18 protein-coding genes are annotated in these 21,391 nt (G+C 71.8%); 10 read left to right on the forward strand and 8 right to left on the reverse strand.

All coding sequences use genetic code 11. The features are described from left to right. Positions 1–15 precede the first annotated feature (15 nt). Positions 16–999: a tellurite resistance/C4-dicarboxylate transporter family protein gene (locus tag ACFWZ5_RS10895; protein WP_384802699.1), complete on the reverse strand. Its 984-nt coding sequence runs from the start codon at positions 997–999 to the stop codon at positions 16–18. Positions 1,000–1,087: 88 nt separating this feature from the next. Between ACFWZ5_RS10895 and ACFWZ5_RS10900 the strand changes: the two genes are divergently transcribed. From ACFWZ5_RS10900 to narI, 4 genes are read left to right on the forward strand one after another with little or no spacing between them, the layout of a single operon-like run. After that, entirely contained in the window at positions 1,088–4,777 is a 3,690-nt protein-coding gene (locus tag ACFWZ5_RS10900) for a nitrate reductase subunit alpha (RefSeq protein WP_384802696.1), read from the forward strand. Beyond that, entirely contained in the window at positions 4,774–6,369 is a 1,596-nt protein-coding gene (narH, locus tag ACFWZ5_RS10905) for a nitrate reductase subunit beta (protein ID WP_384802693.1), read from the forward strand. The genes ACFWZ5_RS10900 and narH overlap by 4 nt, the downstream gene beginning before the upstream one ends. Further along, positions 6,366–6,842, forward strand: a complete 477-nt coding sequence (gene narJ / locus ACFWZ5_RS10910; protein WP_384802690.1) for a nitrate reductase molybdenum cofactor assembly chaperone — start codon at positions 6,366–6,368, stop codon at positions 6,840–6,842. Before narH ends, narJ begins: the two co-directional genes overlap by 4 nt. Next, a complete protein-coding gene (narI, locus tag ACFWZ5_RS10915; RefSeq protein WP_384802687.1) occupies positions 6,842–7,552 on the forward strand; it encodes a respiratory nitrate reductase subunit gamma in 711 nt (236 codons plus the stop codon). Before narJ ends, narI begins: the two co-directional genes overlap by 1 nt. Positions 7,553–7,557: 5 nt before the next feature. Here the strand turns inward: narI and ACFWZ5_RS10920 are convergent, their stop codons facing one another. The 6 genes from ACFWZ5_RS10920 to ACFWZ5_RS10945 form a co-directional block, all read right to left on the reverse strand. After that, the gene (locus ACFWZ5_RS10920) at positions 7,558–8,157 is read right to left on the reverse strand and encodes a Uma2 family endonuclease (protein WP_384802684.1); all 600 of its coding nucleotides are present in this window, start codon (positions 8,155–8,157) and stop codon (positions 7,558–7,560) included. 152 nt (positions 8,158–8,309) lie between these two features. After that, positions 8,310–9,071, reverse strand: a complete 762-nt coding sequence (locus ACFWZ5_RS10925) for a succinate dehydrogenase iron-sulfur subunit (protein ID WP_030668726.1) — start codon at positions 9,069–9,071, stop codon at positions 8,310–8,312. Further along, the gene (gene sdhA / locus ACFWZ5_RS10930; RefSeq protein ID WP_384802680.1) at positions 9,071–10,825 is read right to left on the reverse strand and encodes a succinate dehydrogenase flavoprotein subunit; all 1,755 of its coding nucleotides are present in this window, start codon (positions 10,823–10,825) and stop codon (positions 9,071–9,073) included. The genes ACFWZ5_RS10925 and sdhA overlap by 1 nt, the downstream gene beginning before the upstream one ends. A gap of 16 nt (positions 10,826–10,841) precedes the next feature. After that, the gene (locus tag ACFWZ5_RS10935) at positions 10,842–11,324 is read right to left on the reverse strand and encodes a succinate dehydrogenase hydrophobic membrane anchor subunit (protein WP_384802677.1); all 483 of its coding nucleotides are present in this window, start codon (positions 11,322–11,324) and stop codon (positions 10,842–10,844) included. Between the two features lie 8 nt (positions 11,325–11,332). Then, positions 11,333–11,713, reverse strand: a complete 381-nt coding sequence (sdhC, locus tag ACFWZ5_RS10940) for a succinate dehydrogenase, cytochrome b556 subunit (RefSeq protein WP_079036679.1) — start codon at positions 11,711–11,713, stop codon at positions 11,333–11,335. A 149-nt stretch (positions 11,714–11,862) separates the two neighbouring features. Continuing rightward, positions 11,863–12,456 carry a 2-oxo-4-hydroxy-4-carboxy-5-ureidoimidazoline decarboxylase gene (locus ACFWZ5_RS10945; protein ID WP_384802673.1) on the reverse strand — a complete coding sequence of 198 codons (594 nt, stop codon included), beginning with the start codon at positions 12,454–12,456 and terminating at the stop codon, positions 11,863–11,865. Positions 12,457–12,918: 462 nt separating this feature from the next. Here ACFWZ5_RS10945 and ACFWZ5_RS10950 point away from each other — a divergent pair, with 462 nt between their 5' ends. The 4 genes from ACFWZ5_RS10950 (at position 12,919) to ACFWZ5_RS10965 (ending at position 16,704) form a co-directional block, all read left to right on the forward strand. Then, positions 12,919–14,487, forward strand: coding sequence for a glycoside hydrolase family 20 protein (locus tag ACFWZ5_RS10950; protein ID WP_384794335.1), 1,569 nt, complete (start codon positions 12,919–12,921; stop codon positions 14,485–14,487). 272 nt (positions 14,488–14,759) lie between these two features. Continuing rightward, the gene (locus ACFWZ5_RS10955; protein WP_384794332.1) at positions 14,760–15,467 is read left to right on the forward strand and encodes a DUF4328 domain-containing protein; all 708 of its coding nucleotides are present in this window, start codon (positions 14,760–14,762) and stop codon (positions 15,465–15,467) included. Positions 15,468–15,574: 107 nt separating this feature from the next. Beyond that, positions 15,575–16,093 (forward strand): hypothetical protein, encoded by a 519-nt coding sequence (locus ACFWZ5_RS10960; RefSeq protein WP_384794329.1) that lies wholly within the window; start codon positions 15,575–15,577, stop codon positions 16,091–16,093. Positions 16,094–16,185: 92 nt separating this feature from the next. After that, complete coding sequence (locus ACFWZ5_RS10965; RefSeq protein ID WP_384794326.1) at positions 16,186–16,704, forward strand: hypothetical protein; 519 nt, start codon at positions 16,186–16,188, stop codon at positions 16,702–16,704. 123 nt (positions 16,705–16,827) lie between these two features. Here the strand turns inward: ACFWZ5_RS10965 and ACFWZ5_RS10970 are convergent, their stop codons facing one another. Next, a complete protein-coding gene (locus tag ACFWZ5_RS10970) occupies positions 16,828–19,467 on the reverse strand; it encodes an FG-GAP-like repeat-containing protein (protein WP_384794323.1) in 2,640 nt (879 codons plus the stop codon). Between the two features lie 273 nt (positions 19,468–19,740). Between ACFWZ5_RS10970 and ACFWZ5_RS10975 the strand changes: the two genes are divergently transcribed. Both ACFWZ5_RS10975 and panD read left to right on the forward strand, forming a co-directional pair. Beyond that, complete coding sequence (locus tag ACFWZ5_RS10975) at positions 19,741–20,640, forward strand: hypothetical protein (RefSeq protein WP_384794320.1); 900 nt, start codon at positions 19,741–19,743, stop codon at positions 20,638–20,640. 293 nt (positions 20,641–20,933) lie between these two features. Beyond that, positions 20,934–21,353, forward strand: coding sequence for an aspartate 1-decarboxylase (panD, locus tag ACFWZ5_RS10980; RefSeq protein ID WP_384794316.1), 420 nt, complete (start codon positions 20,934–20,936; stop codon positions 21,351–21,353). The last annotated feature ends 38 nt before the right edge of the window (positions 21,354–21,391 follow it).

A 21,391-nucleotide genomic window follows, 5' to 3' on the forward strand; every position in this document is an offset into this window, starting at 1 on the left:
CTAGGGGCGGAGCCCCTAGTTTCGGGAAGGGGTGGGACTGGGGCGCCCCCGCGAGGCCCCACCCACCCGCTCCCACGCAAACCCCACCCACACCACCCCCCAAACCCCCACCGCCACCCACAACAGCACCCGCCCCAGCGCCCGCAGCCCGTCCACACCCCCCACCACCCCCGTCGACAGCGAAGCCACCGCGGTCATCCCGAGCGGAAACACCGTCGCCCACCGCCGCACGTCATAGCGCGGGCGAGGCCGCGCCACCTCCGCCACGAGCAGCACCGCGTACCACGCGAGGGCGAGCCCGAGCAGGACGTAGGTGACCGTGCGGAGCACCTCGTGCCCGTCACCGGTCCACCGCGGGGACGCCATCAGCTTGGACCCCGCGAGCGCCGAGATGGCGAGGGCGCCCCCGGCCACCCACTGGTCACCGGCCCCCGTCCAGACCTGCCGGAGATCGAACCGCGTCAGCGCGTCCCCGTACAGGAGCAGGCCGAGGCCGAAGCAGGCGAGCGCGGCGTCGCCGAGCCAGTCGCCCTCGCCCGCGAGGGACAGCGTGGCCGCGAGCACCGCGAGCCCCTGCGTCGCCACGCACACCAGGAACGCGCCGCCCGGCATGCCGCGCCGCCGCCAGTGCCGTACGACCGCGATCAGCAGGCCCGGCCAGACGGCCGCGGCGACGACGAGCAGCGCGATGGCGAGCTCCGGCCGGCCGAGCAGGCTGAAGCGGGTGCCGACGACCGTCGTCGCCGCGACCGCCGTGAGCGCGGGCGGGGTGACGGCCGCCGCGGTCCAGCGGGAGCGGTCGCGGGCGAGCAGGTCGACGAAGTCGGCCGCGAGGACCAGCCACAGCACGCACGCCACGGCGAGGAAGATCTCCGACAGGACGTCGTGCCCGGTCAGGTGCAGGCCCACGGAGATGATGCCGGTGGCCATCACACAGGCACCGGCCGCCGGAGTCACCTCGTCCCGCCAGGCCCGGATCGCACGCGCGCTCCGCCGCATCCGTCTCACGAGGGCCATGAGACCCCGCGCGCCCCGCAGCCACCACTCGGCCTAGGCCAGGCTGCGGACCGGCCCGCCCCCGCATGGGATGGGCGGTGTGAACGCCACCGAGCCCGCCGCCCTGCTCCTGAGGACCGGCCGCTTCCTGCGCCGCGGCGAGGCCGCCCCCGACCTGCACAGCGTCACGATCGACGGTGGCCGCGAAGCCGACGCGTTCTACCGGGACCGCTGGAGCCACGACAAGGTCGTGCACTCGACGCACGGCGTGAACTGCACCGGCTCCTGCCGCTGGAAGGTGTACGTCAAGGACGGCATCATCACCTGGGAGACGCAGGCCACCGACTACCCGTCGGCGGGCCCCGACCGCCCCGAGTACGAGCCGCGCGGCTGCCCCCGCGGCGCCGCCTTCTCCTGGTACACGTACTCGCCGACCCGGGTCCGCTACCCGTACGTCCGGGGCGTGCTCCTCGACCTCTACCGGGAGGCCAAGCAGCGGCTGAAGGATCCCGTCCTCGCCTGGGCCGACATTCAGGGTGATCCCGCGCGGCGGCGTGCCTATCAACAGGCCCGCGGCAAGGGCGGGTTGGTGCGGGCGAGCTGGGACGAGGCCGTCGAGATCGTCGCGGCCGCGCACGTCCACACCATCAAGACGCACGGGCCCGACCGCGTCGCGGGCTTCTCTCCCATCCCCGCCATGTCGATGGTGTCGCACGCCGGGGGCGCCCGCTTCATGTCGCTCATCGGCGCGCCCATGCTGTCCTTCTACGACTGGTACGCGGACCTGCCGGTCGCCTCCCCGCAGGTCTTCGGCGACCAGACGGACGTGCCGGAGTCGGGGGACTGGTGGGACGCCGCGTATCTGCTGATGTGGGGCTCGAACGTCCCCGTCACGCGGACGCCCGACGCGCACTGGATGGCCGAGGCCCGCTACCGCGGCCAGAAGGTCGTGGTGATCGCGCCCGACTACGCCGACAACGCCAAGTTCGCCGACGAGTGGCTGCATCCGCACCCCGGCACCGACGGGGCGCTCGCCCTCGCGATGGGGCACGTCATCCTGCGCGAGTTCTTCGTCGAGCGGACGGTGGACTTCTTCGCCGACTACGTACGCCGCTTCACCGACCTGCCCTTCCTGGTGACCCTGACCGAGCGCGACGGCGCGCACGTGCCCGGCAAGTTCCTGCGCGCCTCCGACATCGGCGACACGGGTGAGGGGAGTGAGTGGAAGACCGTTGTTCTCGACGAGGGGAGCGGTCGACCCGTCGTGCCCGGCGGGTCGTTGGGGTTCCGGTGGACCGAGTCCGGCAAGGGCAAGTGGAATCTGGACCTCGGTGACATCCGGCCGCGGCTCTCGCTGTACGAGGACGACGCGCGCGGCGTCGAGGTGCTGCTTCCCCGCTTCGACACCGACGGCGGCGCGCACGGGCAGGGGAGCGGGGGCGTGGTGCGGCGCGGGGTGCCCGCGATCCGGCTCGCCGGTCCCGAAAGTCCGCTGGTGACGACGGTCTTCGACCTGCTGCTCGCCCAGTACGGCGTCGGGCGCGAGGGCCTCGTGGGGGACTGGCCGTCCTCGTACGACGACGCCGACGCGCCCGGCACGCCCGCCTGGCAGGAGGTCCACACCTCCGTACCGGCCGCCAAGTGCGCCCGGATCGCCCGGGAGTTCGCGCGCACGGCCGAGAAGTCGCGGGGCCGCTGCATGATCCTCATGGGCGCGGGCACCAACCACTGGTTCCACTCCGAGACGATCTACCGGGCGTTCCTCGCGCTGCTGAAGCTCACCGGCTGCCAGGGCCGCAACGGCGGCGGCTGGGCGCACTACGTCGGCCAGGAGAAGTGCCGTCCCGCGACCGGCTGGGCGACGCTCGCGGGCGCGGGTGACTGGTCCCGGCCGCCGCGGCAGATGATCGGCACGGCGTACTGGTTCCTGAACACCGACCAGTGGCGCTACGACGGCTTCGGCGCCGACGTGCTCGCCTCGCCGCTGGGCGAGGGGCGGTTCGCGGGGATGACGGCCGCGGACTGCCTCGCCCAGTCGGCGCGCTCCGGCTGGATGCCGTCGTACCCGACCTTCGACCGCAACCCCCTCGACCTCGGCGACGCCGACGACGCGGTGGCCTCCGTCGTATCGCAACTCACGTCCGGAGAGCTGAAGTTCGCCTGCGAGGACCCCGACGCACCCGAGAACTGGCCGCGCGTCCTGACCCTGTGGCGCGCCAACCTCCTCGGCTCGTCCGCCAAGGGCGCCGAGTACTTCACCAAGCACCTCCTCGGCACCCACGCGTCCCTGAGCGCCGACGAGGCGCCGCCCGGCGCCCGCCCGCGCGACCTGACCTGGCGCGAGCAGGCCCCCGAAGGCAAGCTCGACCTGCTCCTCTCCCTCGACTTCCGGATGACGTCGTCGACGCTCCTGTCCGACATCACGCTCCCGGCCGCCACCTGGTACGAGAAGCACGACCTGTCGACGACGGACATGCACCCCTTCGTGCACGCCTTCACCCCGGCCGTGGACCCGCCCTGGCAGGCCCGCACCGACTTCGACACCTTCCACGCGATCGCCGACCGCTTCAGCGAGCTCGCCGCCGACCACCTCGGCACGCGCCGCGACCTGGTCGCCACGGCCCTCCAGCACGACACCCCCGGCGAGATCGCGCAGCCCGGCGGCGTGGCCCTCGACTGGCGGCGCGGCGAGTGCGAGGCCGTCCCGGGGAGGACCATGCCCGCGCTGACCGTCGTCGAGCGCGACTACACCGCGATCGGCGCCAAGTTCGCGGCCCTCGGCCCGCTCGCCGAGCGGCTCGGCCTGCCCGCCAAGGGCATCGCGCTGCGCCCGGACGAGGAGATCGAGGCGCTGCGGGCGCTCAACGGCGTCGTACGGGAAGGACCCGCCGCGGGCCGTCCCCGCCTGGACACCGCGGTGAAGGCCGCCAACACGATCCTCGCCCTGTCCGGCACGACGAACGGCCGCCTCGCCACGCAGGGCTTCCGCACCCTCCAGGAGCGCACCGGCCAGGAGATGGCGCACCTGGCCGCCGAGCACGAGGGCAAGCGGATCTCCTACGCCGACACGCAGGCCGCGCCCGTCCCCGTGATCACGTCCCCCGAGTGGTCGGGCAGCGAGTCCGGAGGGCGGCGCTACACGGCGTTCACCCTCAACACCGAGCACCTCAAGCCCTGGCACACCCTCACCGGGCGCCAGCACTTCTTCCTCGACCACGACTGGATGCACGAACTCGGCGAGGCCCTGCCCGTGTACCGGCCGCCCCTCGACATGCGCCGCCTCTTCGGCGAACCCGCGCTCGGCCCGGACGGGGAACGGGAGGTGACGGTCCGCTACCTCACCCCGCACAACAAGTGGTCCATCCACTCCGAGTACCAGGACAACCTCTTCATGCTGTCCCTGTCGCGCGGCGGCCAGGCGGTCTGGATGTCCCCGCAGGACGCGGCGGCCATCGGCGTCCGCGACAACGACTGGATCGAGGCCGTCAACCGCAACGGCGTCGTGGCGGCCCGCGCGATCGTCTCCCACCGCATGCCGGCCGGGACGGTCTACATGCACCACGCCCAGGAGCGCACGGTGAACGTCCCGCTGGCGGAGACCACCGGGCGGCGCGGCGGCATCCACAACTCCCTCACCCGCCTCCTCCTCAAGCCCAGCCACCTCATCGGCGGCTACGCCCAGCTCTCCTGGGCCTTCAACTACCTGGGACCGACGGGCAACCAGCGCGACGAGGTCACGGTGATCAGACGGCGCAAGGACCAGGAGGTGACGTACCGATGAGGGTCCTGGCACAGATCGCGATGGTCATGAACCTCGACAAGTGCATCGGCTGCCACACCTGCTCAGTGACCTGCAAACAGACGTGGACCAACCGCTCCGGCATGGAGTACGTCTGGTTCAACAACGTCGAGACGCGGCCAGGCCAGGGCTATCCGCGGCGCTACGAGGACCAGGAGAAGTGGCGCGGCGGCTGGGAGCTCAACCGGCGCGGCCGGCTGAAGCTGAAGGCGGGCGGCCGCTTCAAGAAGCTCGCGACGATCTTCTCCAACCCGGTCCTGCCCCAGATCAAGGACTACTACGAGCCCTGGACGTACGACTACCGCAACCTCACCAACGCCCCGCTCGGCGACGACTATCCGGTGGCCGAGCCCCGCTCCCTGCTCACCGGCAAGCCCATGAAGATCGAGTGGAGCTCGAACTGGGACGACAACCTCGGCGGCGCCCCCGAGCACGGCGACGCCGACCCGATGGTGGCGAAGGTCCGCGAACAGGCCGCCGAGAAGGTGAAGTTCGCCTTCGAGGAAGCCTTCATGTTCTACCTTCCGCGGATCTGCGAGCACTGCCTCAACCCGGCGTGCGTGGCGTCCTGCCCGTCCGGCGCGATGTACAAGCGCACCGAGGACGGCATCGTCCTCGTCGACCAGGACCGCTGCCGGGGCTGGCGCATGTGCGTGACCGGCTGCCCGTACAAGAAGGTGTACTTCAACCACCGCACCGGCAAGGCCGAGAAGTGCACGCTCTGCTACCCGCGCGTCGAGGTCGGCCTGCCGACGGTCTGCTCCGAGACGTGCGTGGGCCGCCTGCGGTATCTGGGCGTGCTGCTGTACGACGCCGACAAGGTGACGGCGGCGGCGTCGGTGGCGGACGAGAAGGACCTGTACGAGGCCCAGTTGGGCGTCTTCCTCGACCCGGAGGATCCCGAGGTGCGGCGCGCCGCCGAGCGCGACGGCGTCCCGCACGACTGGATCGAGGCGGCCCGCCGCTCACCCGTGCGCGCGCTGATCAGCACGTACCGGGTCGCGCTCCCCCTGCACCCGGAGTACCGCACCCTCCCCATGGTCTGGTACGTCCCGCCCCTGTCCCCGGTCGTGGAGGCCCTGACCGACACCGGCTTCGACGGCGAGGACACGGACAACCTCTTCGGCGCGATCGACACCCTGCGCATCCCCCTGGAGTACCTGGCGGAGCTCTTCACCGCCGGGGACGTCGCCCCGGTCCGTGCGGCCCTGGAACGCCTCGCCGCCATGCGGTCGTACATGCGGGCGGTGAACCTGGGCGAGGACGCGCCCCTTTCGGCAGCCGAGCGCGTGGGGATGACGGGGCGCGACATCGAGGACATGTACCGGCTCCTCGCCATCGCCAAGTACGACGAGCGGTACGTGATCCCGACGGCGGCCGTCGGGGACGCGCGCCGTCTGGAGGAGTCGGCGCTCCCCGCGGGCTGCGGCCTGGACGGGGACGGCGGGCCCGGCATGATGCCCGGCCCTTTCGGTGACGACTCGGGCACGCACCAGGGCCTGCCCCTGGTCACCCTGGAGAACTTCCACGCGTTGCGGCACCGCCAGACGGCGGACGAGGAGGACACCCCGTGACCGGCCAGGCGCTCCTGTACCAGGCGGCGGCGCACTGCCTCACGTACCCGGACGAGGAGTTCCGCGCCCACCTGCCCCTGATCCGCGCGTCAGCACCGCAACTCCACGACTTCCTGGACGAGGTGGAGCGGTGGACCCCGACGGAGGCGGCCGCGCACTACGTCCGGGTCTTCGACTTCAAGAACCGCCACAACCTGTACCTGAGCTGGTGGCTCGACGGCGACACGCGGCGCCGCGGCGCGTCCCTCGTCGCCTTCAAACAGACCTACCGGGCCCACGGCCTTGAGCTCACCGGCGAGGAACTCCCGGACTTCCTCCCCGTGGTCCTGGAGTTCACGGCCCGCACCGGCGACCTGCGCCTCCTGCGCACCCACCGCGAGGCCCTGGACCGCCTGCGGCAGGCGCTGACCGCGCACGGCACGCCGTACGCCCGCGTCCTCACCACGGTCTGCGCGACGGCAGGAGCCGACTGATGCACACGTTCCTCTGGGGAGTCCTGCCGTACGTGGCCCTGGCCCTGCTGATCGCGGGCACCGTCTGGCGCTACCGCTACGACAAGTTCGGCTGGACGACCCGCTCGTCCCAGATCTACGAGTCCAGGCTCCTCAACATCGCGTCCCCCGCCTTCCACTACGGCATCCTCTTCGTCCTGGCCGGCCACGTGATGGGGCTCTTCATCCCCGAGTCCTGGACGAACGCGGTGGGCCTGAAGGAGCACGCGTACCACCTGCTGTCCCTCTTCGGCGGCACGGCGGCCGGACTCCTCGCGGTCGCGGGCATCGCGGCCCTCCTCTACCGCCGCCGCACCAACACCCCCGTCTTCCGCGCCACCACCCGCAACGACAAGCTCATGTACGCGGTCCTGCTCGCCGCGATCATCATGGGCATGTGGGCCAAGCTCACCAACTCGACGATCAGCGGGGGCTACGACTACCGCGGGACGATCGCCCCGTGGGCCCGCAGCATCTTCACGCTCCAACCGGACGTCGACGCGATGGTGGGCGTCCCCCTGACCTTCCAGATCCACGCGGTCATCGGCCTGACCCTGATCGCCCTGGTCCCCTTCACCCGGCTCGTCCATATGTTCAGCGCGCCCGTGCAGTATCTGTTCCGGCCGTATGTGGTGTACCGGAGCCGGGGGGAGCGGACGGAACGGCGGGGGTGGGAGCGGGTGGATTCGTAGGGGGGCTAGTGCTTCCCGGCTTCCAGGAGGGCCGTCACGTCCAGGGACACCTTGGCGCCGATCGAGTCGGGAAGGGCGACCGTCTGGCCGGGGGCGTGGACCTGGTGGTTGGCGTAGCCGTCAGCTGCCGGGTCGGTGAGGACGTGGAGCCGCTGGTGCTTGCGGTCGACGATGACGTAGACGGGGATCTTGGCCTCGGCGTACGCGGAAACCTTGGTGCGCAGGTCCGTCTGGTAGTTGCTGGAGGTGACCTCTAGGACCAGGCGGAAGACCGCGGGGTCGTAGCACCCGTTCTCGATGTAGTGGTCCCGGTAGTCGGCGTCCACGACGGCTAGGTCGGGAATCGCGTGGTCCTCGGCACCGGTGGGCAACCAGAGGCCGAACGCCTGGATGACTCGAGTGTCTGTGCCTTGCAGGCCCGCCGAGAGAAACGGCAGCATGAGCTCTGTCAGGACGTCGCCGTGGGGGCCATCTGCGGACGGACTCACGAGGATCTGGCCTCCGATGATCTCGACGCGGCGGCCCGGCAGGCTCTCCCTGATGCGGTTGGCCTCTGCGATCAGCGGTCGGTCGTCGTGCGGCTGCTCGACGGATGCTGCGGACATCGCGTGCCTCCCATGGGCTGGTGTCGAGAGCATCATCGTAGGACGAACCAGGCTCGGGCGTCCGGAGCCGAATCGTTCACCAGAACGAGTGAGGGCCCCGTCCCCGGTGCGGAACCGGGGGCGGGGCCCTCACTGCGAGCCGGGCCGGAGGCTCAGAAGCGGCGCGTGATCAGGGCGCGCTTGACCTCCTGGATCGCCTTCGTGACCTCGATGCCACGCGGGCAGGCGTCCGTGCAGTTGAACGTGGTGCGGCAGCGCCACACGCCGTCCTTGTCGTTCAGGATCTCCAGGCGCTGCTCGCCCGCCTCGTCACGGCTGTCGAAGATGAAGCGGTGCGCGTTGACGATCGCGGCCGGGCCGAAGTACTGGCCGTCGTTCCAGAAGACCGGGCACGAGGAGGTGCACGCGGCGCACAGGATGCACTTCGTGGTGTCGTCGAAGCGCTCGCGGTCCTCGGGGGACTGGAGGCGCTCGCGCGTCGGCTCGTTGCCCGTGGTGACCAGGAAGGGCATCACGTCGCGGTAGGCCTGGAAGAACGGCTCCATGTCCACGACGAGGTCCTTGAGGACCGTCAGGCCCTTGATGGGCTCGACCGTGATCGGCTTGGCCGGGTTGATGTCCTTGATCAGGGTCTTGCAGGCCAGGCGGTTCTTGCCGTTGATGCGCATGGCGTCGGAGCCGCAGATGCCGTGCGCGCAGGAGCGGCGGAACGTCAGGGTGCCGTCCAGGTCCCACTTGATCTTGTGGAGGCCGTCGAGGACGCGCTCCTTGGGGTCGATCTCCAGCTGGAAGTCTTCCCAGACCGCGTCCGCCGAGACCTCCGGGTTGAACCGGCGGATCCGGAAGGTGACGGTGATGAGGTGGTCCGAGGCCGCGGCTTCCGCCTCGACCTTGTCCATCGTCGGAGTTGCCATCAGTACTTACGCTCCATCGGCTGGTAGCGGGTCTGCACGACCGGCTTGTAGTCGAGGCGGATCGAGTCCTTGCCGTCGTCGGCGACCTCGCGGTACGCCATGGTGTGGCGCATGAAGTTGACGTCGTCGCGGTTGGGGTAGTCCTCGCGGTAGTGGCCGCCGCGGGACTCCTTGCGGGCGAGGGCCGAGACCGCCATGACCTCGGCGAGGTCGAGCAGGTTGCCCAGCTCGACGGCCTCGAGGAGGTCGGTGTTGAAGCGCTTGCCCTTGTCCTGGACCGAGACGTTCTTGTAGCGCTCGCGCAGCTCGGCGATCTTCTCGACGGCCGTCTTGATGGTCTGCTCCGTGCGGAACACCATGACGTTCGCGTCCATCGTCTCCTGGAGCTCCTTGCGGATCTCCGCGACGCGCTCCGTGCCCGTGGACTCGCGCAGGCGCTCGACCAGGTCGACCACCAGCTCCGCCGGGTTCTCCGGCAGCTCCACGAAGTCGGCCTTCGCCGAGTACTCCGCGGCGGCGATGCCCGCGCGGCGGCCGAAGACGTTGATGTCCAGGAGCGAGTTGGTGCCCAGGCGGTTGGCGCCGTGGACGGACACGCAGGCGACCTCGCCGGCGGCGTACAGGCCGGGCACGACCGTCGTGTTGTCGGCCAGGACCTCGCCCTCGACGTTCGTCGGGATGCCGCCCATGGCGTAGTGCGCGGTCGGCTGGATCGGGATCGGGTCCGTGTACGGCTCGATGCCCAGGTACGTCCGCGCGAACTCCGTGATGTCCGGGAGCTTGGCGTCCAGCTGCTCCGGCGGGAGGTGCGTCAGGTCCAGGTAGACGTGGTCGCCCTCGGGACCGCAGCCGCGGCCCTCGCGGATCTCCGTGTAGATGGAGCGCGAGACGACGTCACGCGAGGCGAGGTCCTTCATGACGGGCGCGTACTTCTCCATGAAGCGCTCGCCGTCCTTGTTGCGAAGGATGCCGCCCTCGCCGCGCGCACCCTCGGTGAGGAGGATGCCCATGCGCCAGATGCCGGTCGGGTGGAACTGGAAGAACTCCATGTCCTCGAGCGGCAGCCCGCGCCGGTAGCAGGCCGCCTGGCCGTCACCGGTGAGCGTGTGCGCGTTGGAGGTCACCTTGAAGAACTTGCCGGTGCCGCCCGAGGCGTAGATGACCGCCTTCGCCTGGAAGACGTGGATCTCGCCGGTGGCCAGCTCGTACGCGACGACGCCCGCCGACTTCCTGACGCCGTCCTCCTCCACGATGAGCTGATCGAGGACGTAGAACTCGTTGAAGAACTCCACACCCTCCTTGATGCAGTTCTGGTAGAGGGTCTGGAGGATCATGTGGCCGGTGCGGTCGCCCGAGTAGCAGGACCGGCGGACCGGGGCCTCGCCGTGGTTGCGGGAGTGGCCGCCGAACCGGCGCTGGTCGATCTGGCCCTCGGGCGTGCGGCCGAACGGCAGGCCCATCTTCTCCAGGTCGAGGACCGCGTCGATGGCCTCCTTCGCCAGGATCTCGGCGGCGTCCTGGTCGACCAGGTAGTCGCCGCCCTTGATCGTGTCGAAGGTGTGCCACTCCCAGTTGTCCTCCTCCACGTTGGCGAGCGCGGCGGCCATGCCGCCCTGCGCGGCGCCCGTGTGGGAGCGGGTCGGGTACAGCTTGGTCAGCACGGCGGTGCGGCTGCGCTTCGTCGCCTCGATGGCGGCGCGCATGCCGGCGCCGCCCGCGCCGACGATGACGGTGTCGTACTTGTGAATCTTCACGGGGGTCGCCTCGGCTTTAGCGGATGTTCGGGTCGAAGGTGAAGATCACCAGCGTGCCCAGGAGGATGGTGAACACCGTGGCGGTGTACAGCAGGCCCTTGAGCCACAGGCGCGTGTTCGGGCGCTCGGCGTAGTCGTTGATGACGGTACGCAGGCCGTTGGCGCCGTGGAGCATCGCGAGCCACAGCATCAGCAGGTCCCAGACCTGCCAGAACGGGGACGCCCAGCGGCCCGCCACGAAGGCGAAGCCGATCTTCGAGACACCGCCGTCCAGGACGAGCTGGATCAGCAGGTGCGTGATGACCAGGACGACGAGGACGACGCCGGACAGGCGCATGAACAGCCACGCGGCCATCTCGAAGTTGCCGCGCGTGGAGCGCGGCGTCTTCGAGGTGCGCTTGCGCGGAGCCTCGATCACGGGGGCCGGGTGGTCGACGTCGTAGAGGGACGCGCCCTCGACGGGGCCCACTCCGGACTTCTCAAGCGTGGTGTCGGACATGTCTGGCCTCAGCTCCCGAAGAGTTCACGGACGGCGTGGCCGAGGACCGGGTACAGCGCGCCGACCATCAGGACGACCCAGATGCCCACGACGGTCCAGAGCATCTGCTTCTGGTAGCGCGGGCCCTTCGACCAGAAGTCGACGGCGATGACGCGCAGGCCGTTGAGCGCGTGGAAGAGGATGGCGGCGACGAGGCCGTACTCAAGGAGCGCGACGATCGGCGTCTTGTAGGTGGCCACGACATCGTCGTACGCCTCCGGGGAGACGCGGACGAGAGCGGTGTCGAGGACATGTACGAACAGGAAGAAGAAGATGAGGACACCGGTGACTCGGTGAGCCACCCATGACCACATGCCTTCCCGGCCGCGGTACAGCGTTCCAGCCGGCACGGAAGAACCCTCCGGGAGCGGGGATTGGGGGTCGGCCGGCTTCGGTGTCGGACGAGCCCGGCCGGGTACGGTCCACCGGCCGCTCGTCATCGTATCGACGAGTTGTCGGCTCCCTCGCCCGGGGGCCTCGGGTGTGATCAAACAGGCAATCAAACTGGTACGTACGGGCTATCGCTGCGTGATCCGTCGGCCCGCGCCCAGGCCTGCACGAGCCGGGTCAGGCGGCCCCGGGCGACGCGCCGCAGCTCCTCCGCCGCCACGGCGCGCTCCTCCTCCGGGTCGTTGCCGAGCCGGTCGCGGATGGAGGCGAGCAGGTGGTCGAGGGCCTCGCTCGGGGCGGTGTCGTCGAGACAGATCACGAAGGCGTGGCCGAAGCGGCTCTCGTACGCGGCGTGGGCGGCGCGCAGGGCGGTGGCCGCGGCGGAGTACGCGCTGCCCGGGGGCAGCGCCGGCTCCAGGGGCTCGGCGGCCAGGGCCTCGGTGAGATCGGCGGGCGCCAGGTCGTACGCCGCCTCGTCGGCGGCGGCGAGCAGGGCGTCCAGGTCCGGGTAGGGCCGGTGTGCGGTGACGCGGTGCGCCCAGTGGCGGCTTCCGCAGCAGGTCAGCAGCGTGCGGGTGGCCTCTTTGGCCGGGGCGGCGTTGAGGGGTTCCGGTATGGCGCGGGCGCGGGCGCGGTGCGACGGCAGGGGGGCTCCTCGGCGGGGCTCCTCGGCGGAGGGCAGCGGGTGGGGATGTGCCGTCACGCTATCCGGGTGGTGGGTGAGGTGTCCGACGGCTTCTTGGAATCGATGCCGGGAATTCATCCGAATAGGAGAGTTTGGGGGTGTGAGGTGGACGCGCGGAGGGGGGTGGGTGGGGCTTAGCGTGGAAGGAGGGGCTCGTCGGTGGCGAATGGGGTGGGCGGGCGGGGTAGATCCGCCGCGAAGCGGCGGGCCGGAGGCGCATCGGGGCCCGGCTGCGGCCCGGTGGGTGGTGCCGCCGCGCTGCGCGCGGCGGTTGTTTCCCACCCGCCCGCCCGTTTGCGGTCGGACGGCGGGTGAGCGCTCCTGGTGGGGGCTGGCCGCCGTCGGCGGCGTATGGGCGGGTGGGTGGGGAGAATTCCCGCCGCGAAGCGGCGGGGCGGTGGCGTATGGGGTGGGTGGGCGGGAGGATGCCGCCGCGGTAGCGGCGGGGCGGAGGCGGGGGTGGACGGGCAGGTGGTCGGGATGCGTGGGCGAGTCGCCGTCGGCGGAGCCGGGGTCGTGGGGGCGGTGGTCCTGGCCGCCGTCCTGTGGCCGGAGGACAACGGAGGCGGGCAGGCCGACGGGAAGCCACCCCCGCCCAGGCCGACGCAGTCGTACGCGGTGTCGAAGGCCCCCGCCACGATCCCCGCCGTGCGGGAGCACGACCCCGCCCGGGGACCGGGCTGGCGCCCCGAGAAGGGCAAGCGCGTCGTCGTGGGCGACGAGCGCCTCGCCGACGAGGCCCGGCTGCTCGCCGGAGAGCTGCGCCTGCGGTACGGCGGCGAGACCCGCCCCCGCCCCGGCGACGTCCGCCTCGACCTCGCGGGCAAGGGCGACCCCGAGTCGTACACCCTCACCGTCAAGAACCGCGCGGTGCGCGTCACCGCGCCCGCCGAGGCCGGGGTCTTCTACGGCACCCGGACCCTGAAGCAGGAGGTCAGCGGCGACCGGACGGCCCCGGAGGGCACCGTCAGGGACGCGCCCGCGAAGCCGCGCCGCGGATTCATGGTCGACATCGCCCGCAAGCACTTCGACGCGGAGTGGATCGAGGACCGGATCAAGGAGCTCGGCGACCTCAAGTACAACGAGCTCGGCCTGCACTTCTCCGACGACCAGGCCTTCCGCATCGCCTCCGAGTCGCACCCGGAGGTCGTCTCGGCCGACCACCTCACCAAGGCGCAGGTGCGCCGCATCGTGGACCTGGCGGCGAGCCGCCACATCACCGTCGTACCGGAGATCGACTCGCCGGGACACCTGGGCGCGGTCCTCGACGCGCACCCGGACCTGGAGCTGCGCGACGCGCGCGGCGTGGCCGTGAGCGGTGCCGTGGACATCGCGAAGCCGGGGGCGGCGCGGCTCGTCGACGAGCTGTTGAGGGAGTACGCGGAGCTGTTCCCGGGGTCGCGGTGGCACATCGGCGCGGACGAGTACCGCGCGCTGATGTCCGCGTCGCCGGAGACCCGCTATCCGCGGCTCGCCGCCGCCGCGCGCGACCGGCTCGGCCCCGGGGCCCGCGTGCAGGACCTGGCGACGGCGTGGCTCAACGACCGCGCGCGGGCCGTCGGCGGCGGCCGGGACGTCCGCGCCTGGAACGACGGCTTCTTCCGCGGCGGGGTCGTCGATGCCGACGACACCATCGAGGTCGCGTACTGGACGGGCAAGGAGATCGGCGCGCGCGACCCGGTGGAGTATCTGAAGGACGGGCGCGCGCTCGTGAACTACAACGACGAGTTCCTCTACTACGTGCTCGGCGAGCCCAACGACTTCGCCTATCCGACCGGACAGCGGATCTACGAGCGGTGGACGCCGCGCGTCGTGCGCGGCACCACCCCCGTCCCCGCCGCCTACGACGACCGGATTCTCGGCGCGAGCTTCGCCGTGTGGTGCGACCTGCCCGGCTCCCAGACCCAGGAGCAGGTGGCCCGCGGCATCCGGATGCCCCTGCGCGCGACGGCCCAGAAGCTCTGGGACGAACGGGAGCCGACACGGCCCTGGCCCGACTTCACGGCCCTCGCGGACCGCGTCGACGGGCGGGGCCCGTCCGGTCCGTGAGGTGTGCACGTAACATTCGGTGACCGTCCGTGGCGCCTGGGGAGAGGCGCGAGCGGGCGGATGTTCTGTCGGGCCGGTCCGGGGGACCGGCCTGTTTCCATCGACCTGTTGGGGGGACCGTGGCCGTGCCGTGCGCGGAGTGCGGGGAAAGAGACGCGACGACTGCCGAGGGGCTGTGCGGCGTGTGCGTGACGGTGGCGGCGGACGCCGCAGCGCGGACCGCGGCCCGGCCTGGGCCTGGGCCTGGGCCCGGTCCCCGGCCCGGGGACCTGTTGCGGTCGCCGGTCGCGCTGGCGCGGGCCGCGATGGCGCTGCTCGGCGTCGTCGTCGCCACCGACCTGTGGGCGCTGTGGGCGGGGCTCGGGCAGCGGCGCGTCGTGGACCGGATCCTCGACGGGGAGGTCGGCGAGGCGCTGCAGCTGGACGCCGAGCACGCCGACTCCCGGTACGCCTCGTCCGGCGGCTTCCAGATCGCGGCCCTGGCCGTGACCGCGGTCTTCTTCCTGTGGTGGTTCCAGCGGGTGCGGGCCAACGCCGAGATCCTCGCGCCGGACGCGCACAGCAAGTCGCGGGGCTGGGCGCTCGGCGGGTGGTTCGTGCCCGTCGTCAACCTCTGGGTCCCGCGCCGCGTCACCGCCGACATCTGGGACGCGAGCGCTCCCCGGGCCGAGGCCGGCGCGCGTGAGCTGCCGTCCGGCTGGGAGAAGTGGGAGGCGCGCCCCGCGCACCCGCTCGTCAACGTCTGGTGGACGGTGTGGGTCGTCGGTTTCCTCGTCGGCCGGTACGCGACGAAGCGCTACGGGAACGCGGAGACCGCCCAGGAGATCAAGTCCGCGCTCGGCCCGATGATGATCGTGGACGCACTCGACATCGTGGCCGCCGTGCTCGCCATCGTGGTGGTGCACCGCATCACCACGATGCAGGAGAGAGCCCGTCCGGCGTTGAGGACGAGGCGCAGTCAAAGCCCGTCCGGCGTTTGAGGACGAGGCCCGGAGGGCCAAAATGGCGGAGGAGAGGGGGCGCAGCCCCCAGACGGGAGCCCACTGAGGGCGCCCACGCCAGAAAAGCGCACTACGGGGGCACGGAGATGGGCTACTGGGGCTACTACGTCGTGGGCCGGAGCGAGCGGCCGCTCGGGGAGTGCGAGGCCGTGGCCGGCGTACGCGGCGACCTGACGCTCCTGGAACGGCGGCCGGACGGCTGGCAGGTGTGGGAGTGCCCGAGCGACGGCACCAAGGACGTCGGCAACATGAACGCGCTCGCCGAGGAGACCGGCGCGCCCGCGCTCTTCGGCTTCGTCCTCGACAGCGACTGCGTGGTCGTCGAGGCCGCGGCGCCGGAGAGCGGCGCGTGGACGACCTGCCTGGCCCGGACCGCGATGGCCGGATACCTGGGTGACGGCAACGGTGACGGCGACGAGCTGACCGTCGAGGACTACTTCCTCGAACCGCGCGACGCCGCCGAGCGCGCGGTCGCCTGGGCCGCCGAGTCCGGCAGATCGGCGCGGTCGGCGGCGCTCCTCGACGTCCTGACCGCCGACCCCGACCCGTCGGCCGAGGAGCTGTTCTTCCGCTTCCTCGACCGGCTCGGCGTGCTGCCGCAGTAGCGCCCGCCCCTCAGTGGTTTTCGGCCGCAGTGACGGAAACGGGCCGCTGGACGCTGTAAGGGCATGTGAAGCCAGATGAGTCATGCGCGAGCTTGGTGGAGCTGATCGCCCAGGCCGACGAGACGGGCCTCGCCGCGAGCGGGCTCGCCTGCCTCGACCGGTGCGTGCCGCTGCTCGGCGGCGACGACCAGGTCCTTCGGCCCCTGTGGGTGAGCCTCGCGGACGGCGCGCCGTGGGACGGGGCCCTCGCGGACGTGCGGGAGGCCCTTGCCTCCGGTGCCTCCGGTGCCTCCGGTGGCGCCGGAGGGGACGCCGCCGCGCTCGCCCTGCGCATGCTCGACGCGGTCCCCGCCCAGCGGTCCGCCGCGTCCCTGCGCCCCTGGGCCGACGGCTGCTCGGCCGCCGCCCTCCAGATCCACCGCCTCCTCGACGGCACCGAGGAGGGCGTGTCCCCCTTGGTCTCCGCCGAACTGCGCCGCCAGGTACGGGTACTCGAACTCCTCGGCGCGGGCGGCGGCCTCAGGCAGGCCCTCGCGGTGTCGACGGAGGGCCGCCGAGTCCTCCAGGCGGTGGTGTCGCGTTCGAAGCGGGTCCGTACGTCTGCGAGCTGAGCGCCCCGACGGACGGGGGGCTGAGCGCCCCCGAAGGGGCGCGGGGCTGAGACATTTGCGGCTCCGCCGCGTGGGCGCGACCAGCCACAACAAACCCGCACCCGAAGAACACCCTCATAGGCGTTAGGGCGTCAGGGCCTGCCCCAAATACGCCCCCTCGGGCGTCCCAAGCTGAGGCCGACCGTAATAAACCCCACTCGTCGGAACGACAACCCCCGCGGAGTCGGTGTCGAGTTGGAGAACGGTACCGGCGTTCTGATCCTCGCCCTCCGCGCCGACGGCGAGGTCGGCACGCCCGTCCCCGTCGAAGTCCGCAAGGACCACCGCCGAGCCCAGCCGGTCACCGGTCTCCGTGGAGCCGGGGATGTCCTTCTCGTCCTGGCTGACGGCAGTCGCCCCCGTGCCGGTCAGGCCGGACCGGGTGCCCTTGAAGAGGAGCGAGGTGCCCGCGTCCGTACGCGCCTTGCCCGCACGCGTGATGTCCTCGCCGGGCGCCCCGGCGTACACGTCCGCGTACCCGTCGCCGTCGACGTCGCCCGCCGACACCGACCAGCCGAGCGCGTCGCCCGCCTCGGCCGCGCCCACGACGCCGGCGGTGCCCTGGTGGACGGTCTTCATGCCGGTGGTGGTGAACCCGGACGCGGTGCCCGGGACCACGGTGACCTGGCCGCCCGCGTGCGCGCCCGACTCGGAGGTGTAGGGCTGGCCGATGACGAGGTCGTCGTAGCCGTTGCCGTTCACGTCGGCCGCGGCGACCGAGCGGCCGCCCTTGACCGACAGGTGGCCGACGCGGCTGAGCCCCGAGCGGGTGCCCTTGAACCAGACGACCTTGCCCTTGCCCGCGCCGTCGCGGTAGCTGAGGGCGACGTCGGCGTACCCGTCGCGGTTGAAGTCGCCGGACGCCGCGTCCGGGTAGGAGATCGTCCGCTCGTCGGGCGTGAACGTGCCGCCGGCCGCGTGGTCCGCCGAGAACCGCGCCGACCAGCTGCCGCCGGTGCCGGTGGCCGCGGCGAACACGTCCGCCTTGCCGTCGGCGTTGAAGTCGCCGACGGCCACCGCCGAGCCGAACCGCGCCCCGGTGTACGCGAAGTCCTCGGAGAGCTGCATGTCGGTGCCGGAGGTGAAGTCCGGGCCGTACAGCATCGTGACCGCGCCGCGGTCCTTGTGGCCGTCGGTGTCGTCCTCGCCGGGCGCGCCGATCGCGAGGTCCGCGTACCCGTCGCCGTTGATGTCGCCCCACGCGGTGGCCGCGGCCCACTGGTCGCCGGCCTCGTTCATGCCGGGGACGCCGGGGCTCGACTGCGTGAGCGTCTTCTTCGCGGCGGCGACCGGGCCGCCGACGCCGCCCGGCACGACAGTCAGGGAGCCCTTCGACCTGCTCGCCCGGGGCGTGGCCGCGACGAGGTCGGCGATGCCGTCGCGGTTGAAGTCGGCCGTGGGGATCGCCGCGTTGCGGCCGGGCGAGGCGGCGTACCTGCGGATCTCGCCGAGCCCGGCGTACAGGTTCTTGCCGGGCGACGCCGTCGACGCGCCGTCCCGGCCGCCGGAGACCGTGTTCAGCTGGGCCTTCTCGCCCTTCTTCCACACGCCCGTGTCGGCCGTCGCCGTCAGCGTGGCCCTGCCGAGCGGATCGCCGCCGTACTGGCTGAGTTTGTACGCCGCGATCCGGGCCACCGACTCAAGAGCCGCGCGCGAGGGCTTCGCGGCCGCCTGCCCCTGGCCGCCCTCGAAGTCGCCGAGCACCGCGATGCCCGTGGACTCGCCGTCGAAGCCTTCGGTGTGCCCGCCGATCACCGGCAGGTCGACGCCGCCGCCGCGGCCCTCGAAGATCCGGCCGCACTTGTCGACGAGGAAGTTGGGGCCGAGGTCGCTCAGGCCCCGGGCCTCGACGTCGTACGCCATGACGCCGCGTATCAGGGACGGCGAGTCCGAGCAGCGGTAGTCGTTCGTGCCCGCGGTGTGGTGCACGAAGACGGCCTTGACCTTCGCCGTGTACTCCGGGTCCTTCGTGACCAGGGTCTCGTCGGCGCCCCAGGCGGCGCGGGAGAGGACCGGGGGCTGTTTGACGGTGGCGGGCGGCGGGACGGGCCGTTCGGCGGGCTTCCCTGCGGGCTTCGCCGCGTACGCCGCCGGGGACATCCGCGAGGGGGCGCCGTCCAGGGACGGGTTGCGGGACTCCCGTGCCGTCACGCCCGGGTCGACGAGGCTGACCTGGAGGCCGTCGGGCAGCGCGGACCGCCCGGTCACCCGGACCTCCACGCCGTCGGACGGGCCGACCCACAGCGGCTCGGAGCCCCGCGTGGACCCCGGCGCGGCCCCGGCGAGGCCGAGCGGCCGCCAGCCGGTCCAGCGGCCCGAGCCGAGCGCGCGGGTGCGGACCTCGGCGGTGCCGTCGAGCGCGCGCTCGGATCCGCTCCCCGATCCGTTCTTCGGCCCGTTCTTCGGCTCGCTCTTCGGTCCGCTCTTCGGTCCGCTCTTCGGTCCGCTCTTCGGTTCCTGCTTCCAGGAGACGCCGAGCAGCGAGAACTGGTCGGTGGACGTGCGCGGCAGCGCGCGGCGGTCGGCGGCGTCACCCCGCAGCGGGATGTCGCGCACGCTCACCGGGCGCTGGGCGCGCGGGTCGGCCGCCGGGTCCGTGCCGTCGCCGGGCCCCGCGACCGCGTACGTCACCGCCCCGGCGCCGCCGACGACGACGGCTCCGATGGTCAGCCACGCCCTGCGCTTGAGGCTCAGCGGCCGGTAGGCATGCTTCCGCGGGCTCAATGTGCCCCACCCCTCTGTGAACTCCTGGTGACTCTGTTGATCCAACGTGTTGAACCAAGGCACTGGTGAATCAACGAGTTCGTAAGACTTCCGGAAAAGCGGAAGGGTTGTACGGGGGCGAGCGAAAGATGACGTGATGTTTCCCGCAGTGCCCGGATGTGACAACGGAGCGCCCGCGTGCGCAGGGTTCATGAGAAGCGCATGAGAAAGAGCGTGTGGTCGGGGCGGGACGCAACGACGTAACCGGAAGGGTCGGCGGAGACGGTGGGGACTGTGGGGCGTAGGGCCACGTGCGGGACTCGGGTCGGCGGGCACCGCCGGTGGGCGCGGGCCACGGCCGTCGCGCTCGCGGTCGGCGCGCTCGCGACCGCGGTGACGTCCTGCGGCAGCGAGGACAAGCCGGTGCGGCTGAGCGGCGGGACGTTCACCAAGGAGCTGCCGCCGGAGGAGGCGCGCGGCCTGAAGCTCGCGACCGACGGGATGGAGCTGCTGAAGTCCACGCCGTCGCTGCGGATGGAGGTGTCGATGACGGCGGGCTCCACGACGGCGGGCACGGCCCGGCGCCAGGAGATCTCGCTGCACATCGACCGGCAGAGCAATTGCACCGGGACGTTCGACATGGGCACGGGGCAGAGCGGCGAGCTGATCGTGGTCAAGGGCCGCGCGTCGTACGTCCGGTTCACGGACGAGTCCCTCGACATGATTCTGCGGATGGCCGAGTCGAAGGGCCCTCAGGTCGCGGCGACGGCGCGGGAGCGGGTCGCGCTCGTGCGGGGCAAGTACCTGAAGGTGCCCAAGCGCACCGGCGGCGCCGCGGGGCGCATGTCGGCCCCCACCGACCAGTGCGACCTGGACAAGGCGTTCGCGGAGCTCGAGGCGCCCGGGGCGGACGGGTCCGACGACAAGATCCAGGCCAAGTCGCCGACGTACCGCTACGGCAAGCACGTCATCCCGCTCGTCGACCCGACGGGCGAGGCGGACGCCTCCATGTACGTGGCCGCCGAGGGCAAGCCCTACGTCACGGCCTTCGAGATGGAGGAGAACGGCTCCCGGATGGTCATGAAGATGTCGGACTACGGCAAGCCGGTCGAGGTCGAGGCGCCGCCCGCGTCCATGGTCGTCGACGCCGACGACGTACGGGGGCCCGCGGGGGCCGACCTCTTCGAGGTCTGAGGTCCGGCCCGTCCGACGGCGCTTCGACGGATTCGGCTTGTCCTGGGCATTGACGCGCGGACCTGCGGCCAAGACGATGTACTTCATTGTGGTGCACTGCGCCCCGCAGCAGGTTGCTGCGGGGCGCACCACGCTTGAGGGACCCGTCCCACGGGTCCGCTCGCCTTTCCCACGCACGGAGTAGAGCACGGAGTAGAGCCACGCTCCTCCCGGTCACCGCCGGTTCCCACTGAGGGGACCGGCGTTTTCCTTGCCCGGCAGCCGCGCTGCCGCCACCCCGGAAGGGTCATCACGTGTTCCGCACGATGCTGAAGTCGAAGATCCACCGTGCCACGGTCACCCAGGCCGACCTCCACTACGTCGGCTCCCTCACCATCAGCGCCGACCTGCTCGAAGCCGCGGACCTGCTGCCCGGCGAGCAGGTGGACGTGGTCGACATCAACAACGGCGCACGGCTGACCACGTACACCATCCCCGGCCCCGCGGGCTCCGGGACCATCGGGATCAACGGGGCCGCGGCACGCCTGATCAGCCCGGGCGACCTCGTCATCATCATCAGCTACGCCACCGTGCCCGACGCCGAGGCCAGGACCCTCGACCCGCGCGTCGTGTTCGTGGACGAGCGCAACCGGATCATCCGCCAGGGCGCCGACCCCGCCGAGGCCCTCGCCCTGGACGGCACCCTGCGGGGCGACCTGGACCACCGTCTCTGACGACCCGCCCCCCCCGGCACCGCACACCCCTTCGCGCC

The organism is Streptomyces sp. NPDC059003 (genome assembly GCF_042740445.1).
In the GTDB taxonomy this organism is placed as follows: domain Bacteria; phylum Actinomycetota; class Actinomycetes; order Streptomycetales; family Streptomycetaceae; genus Streptomyces.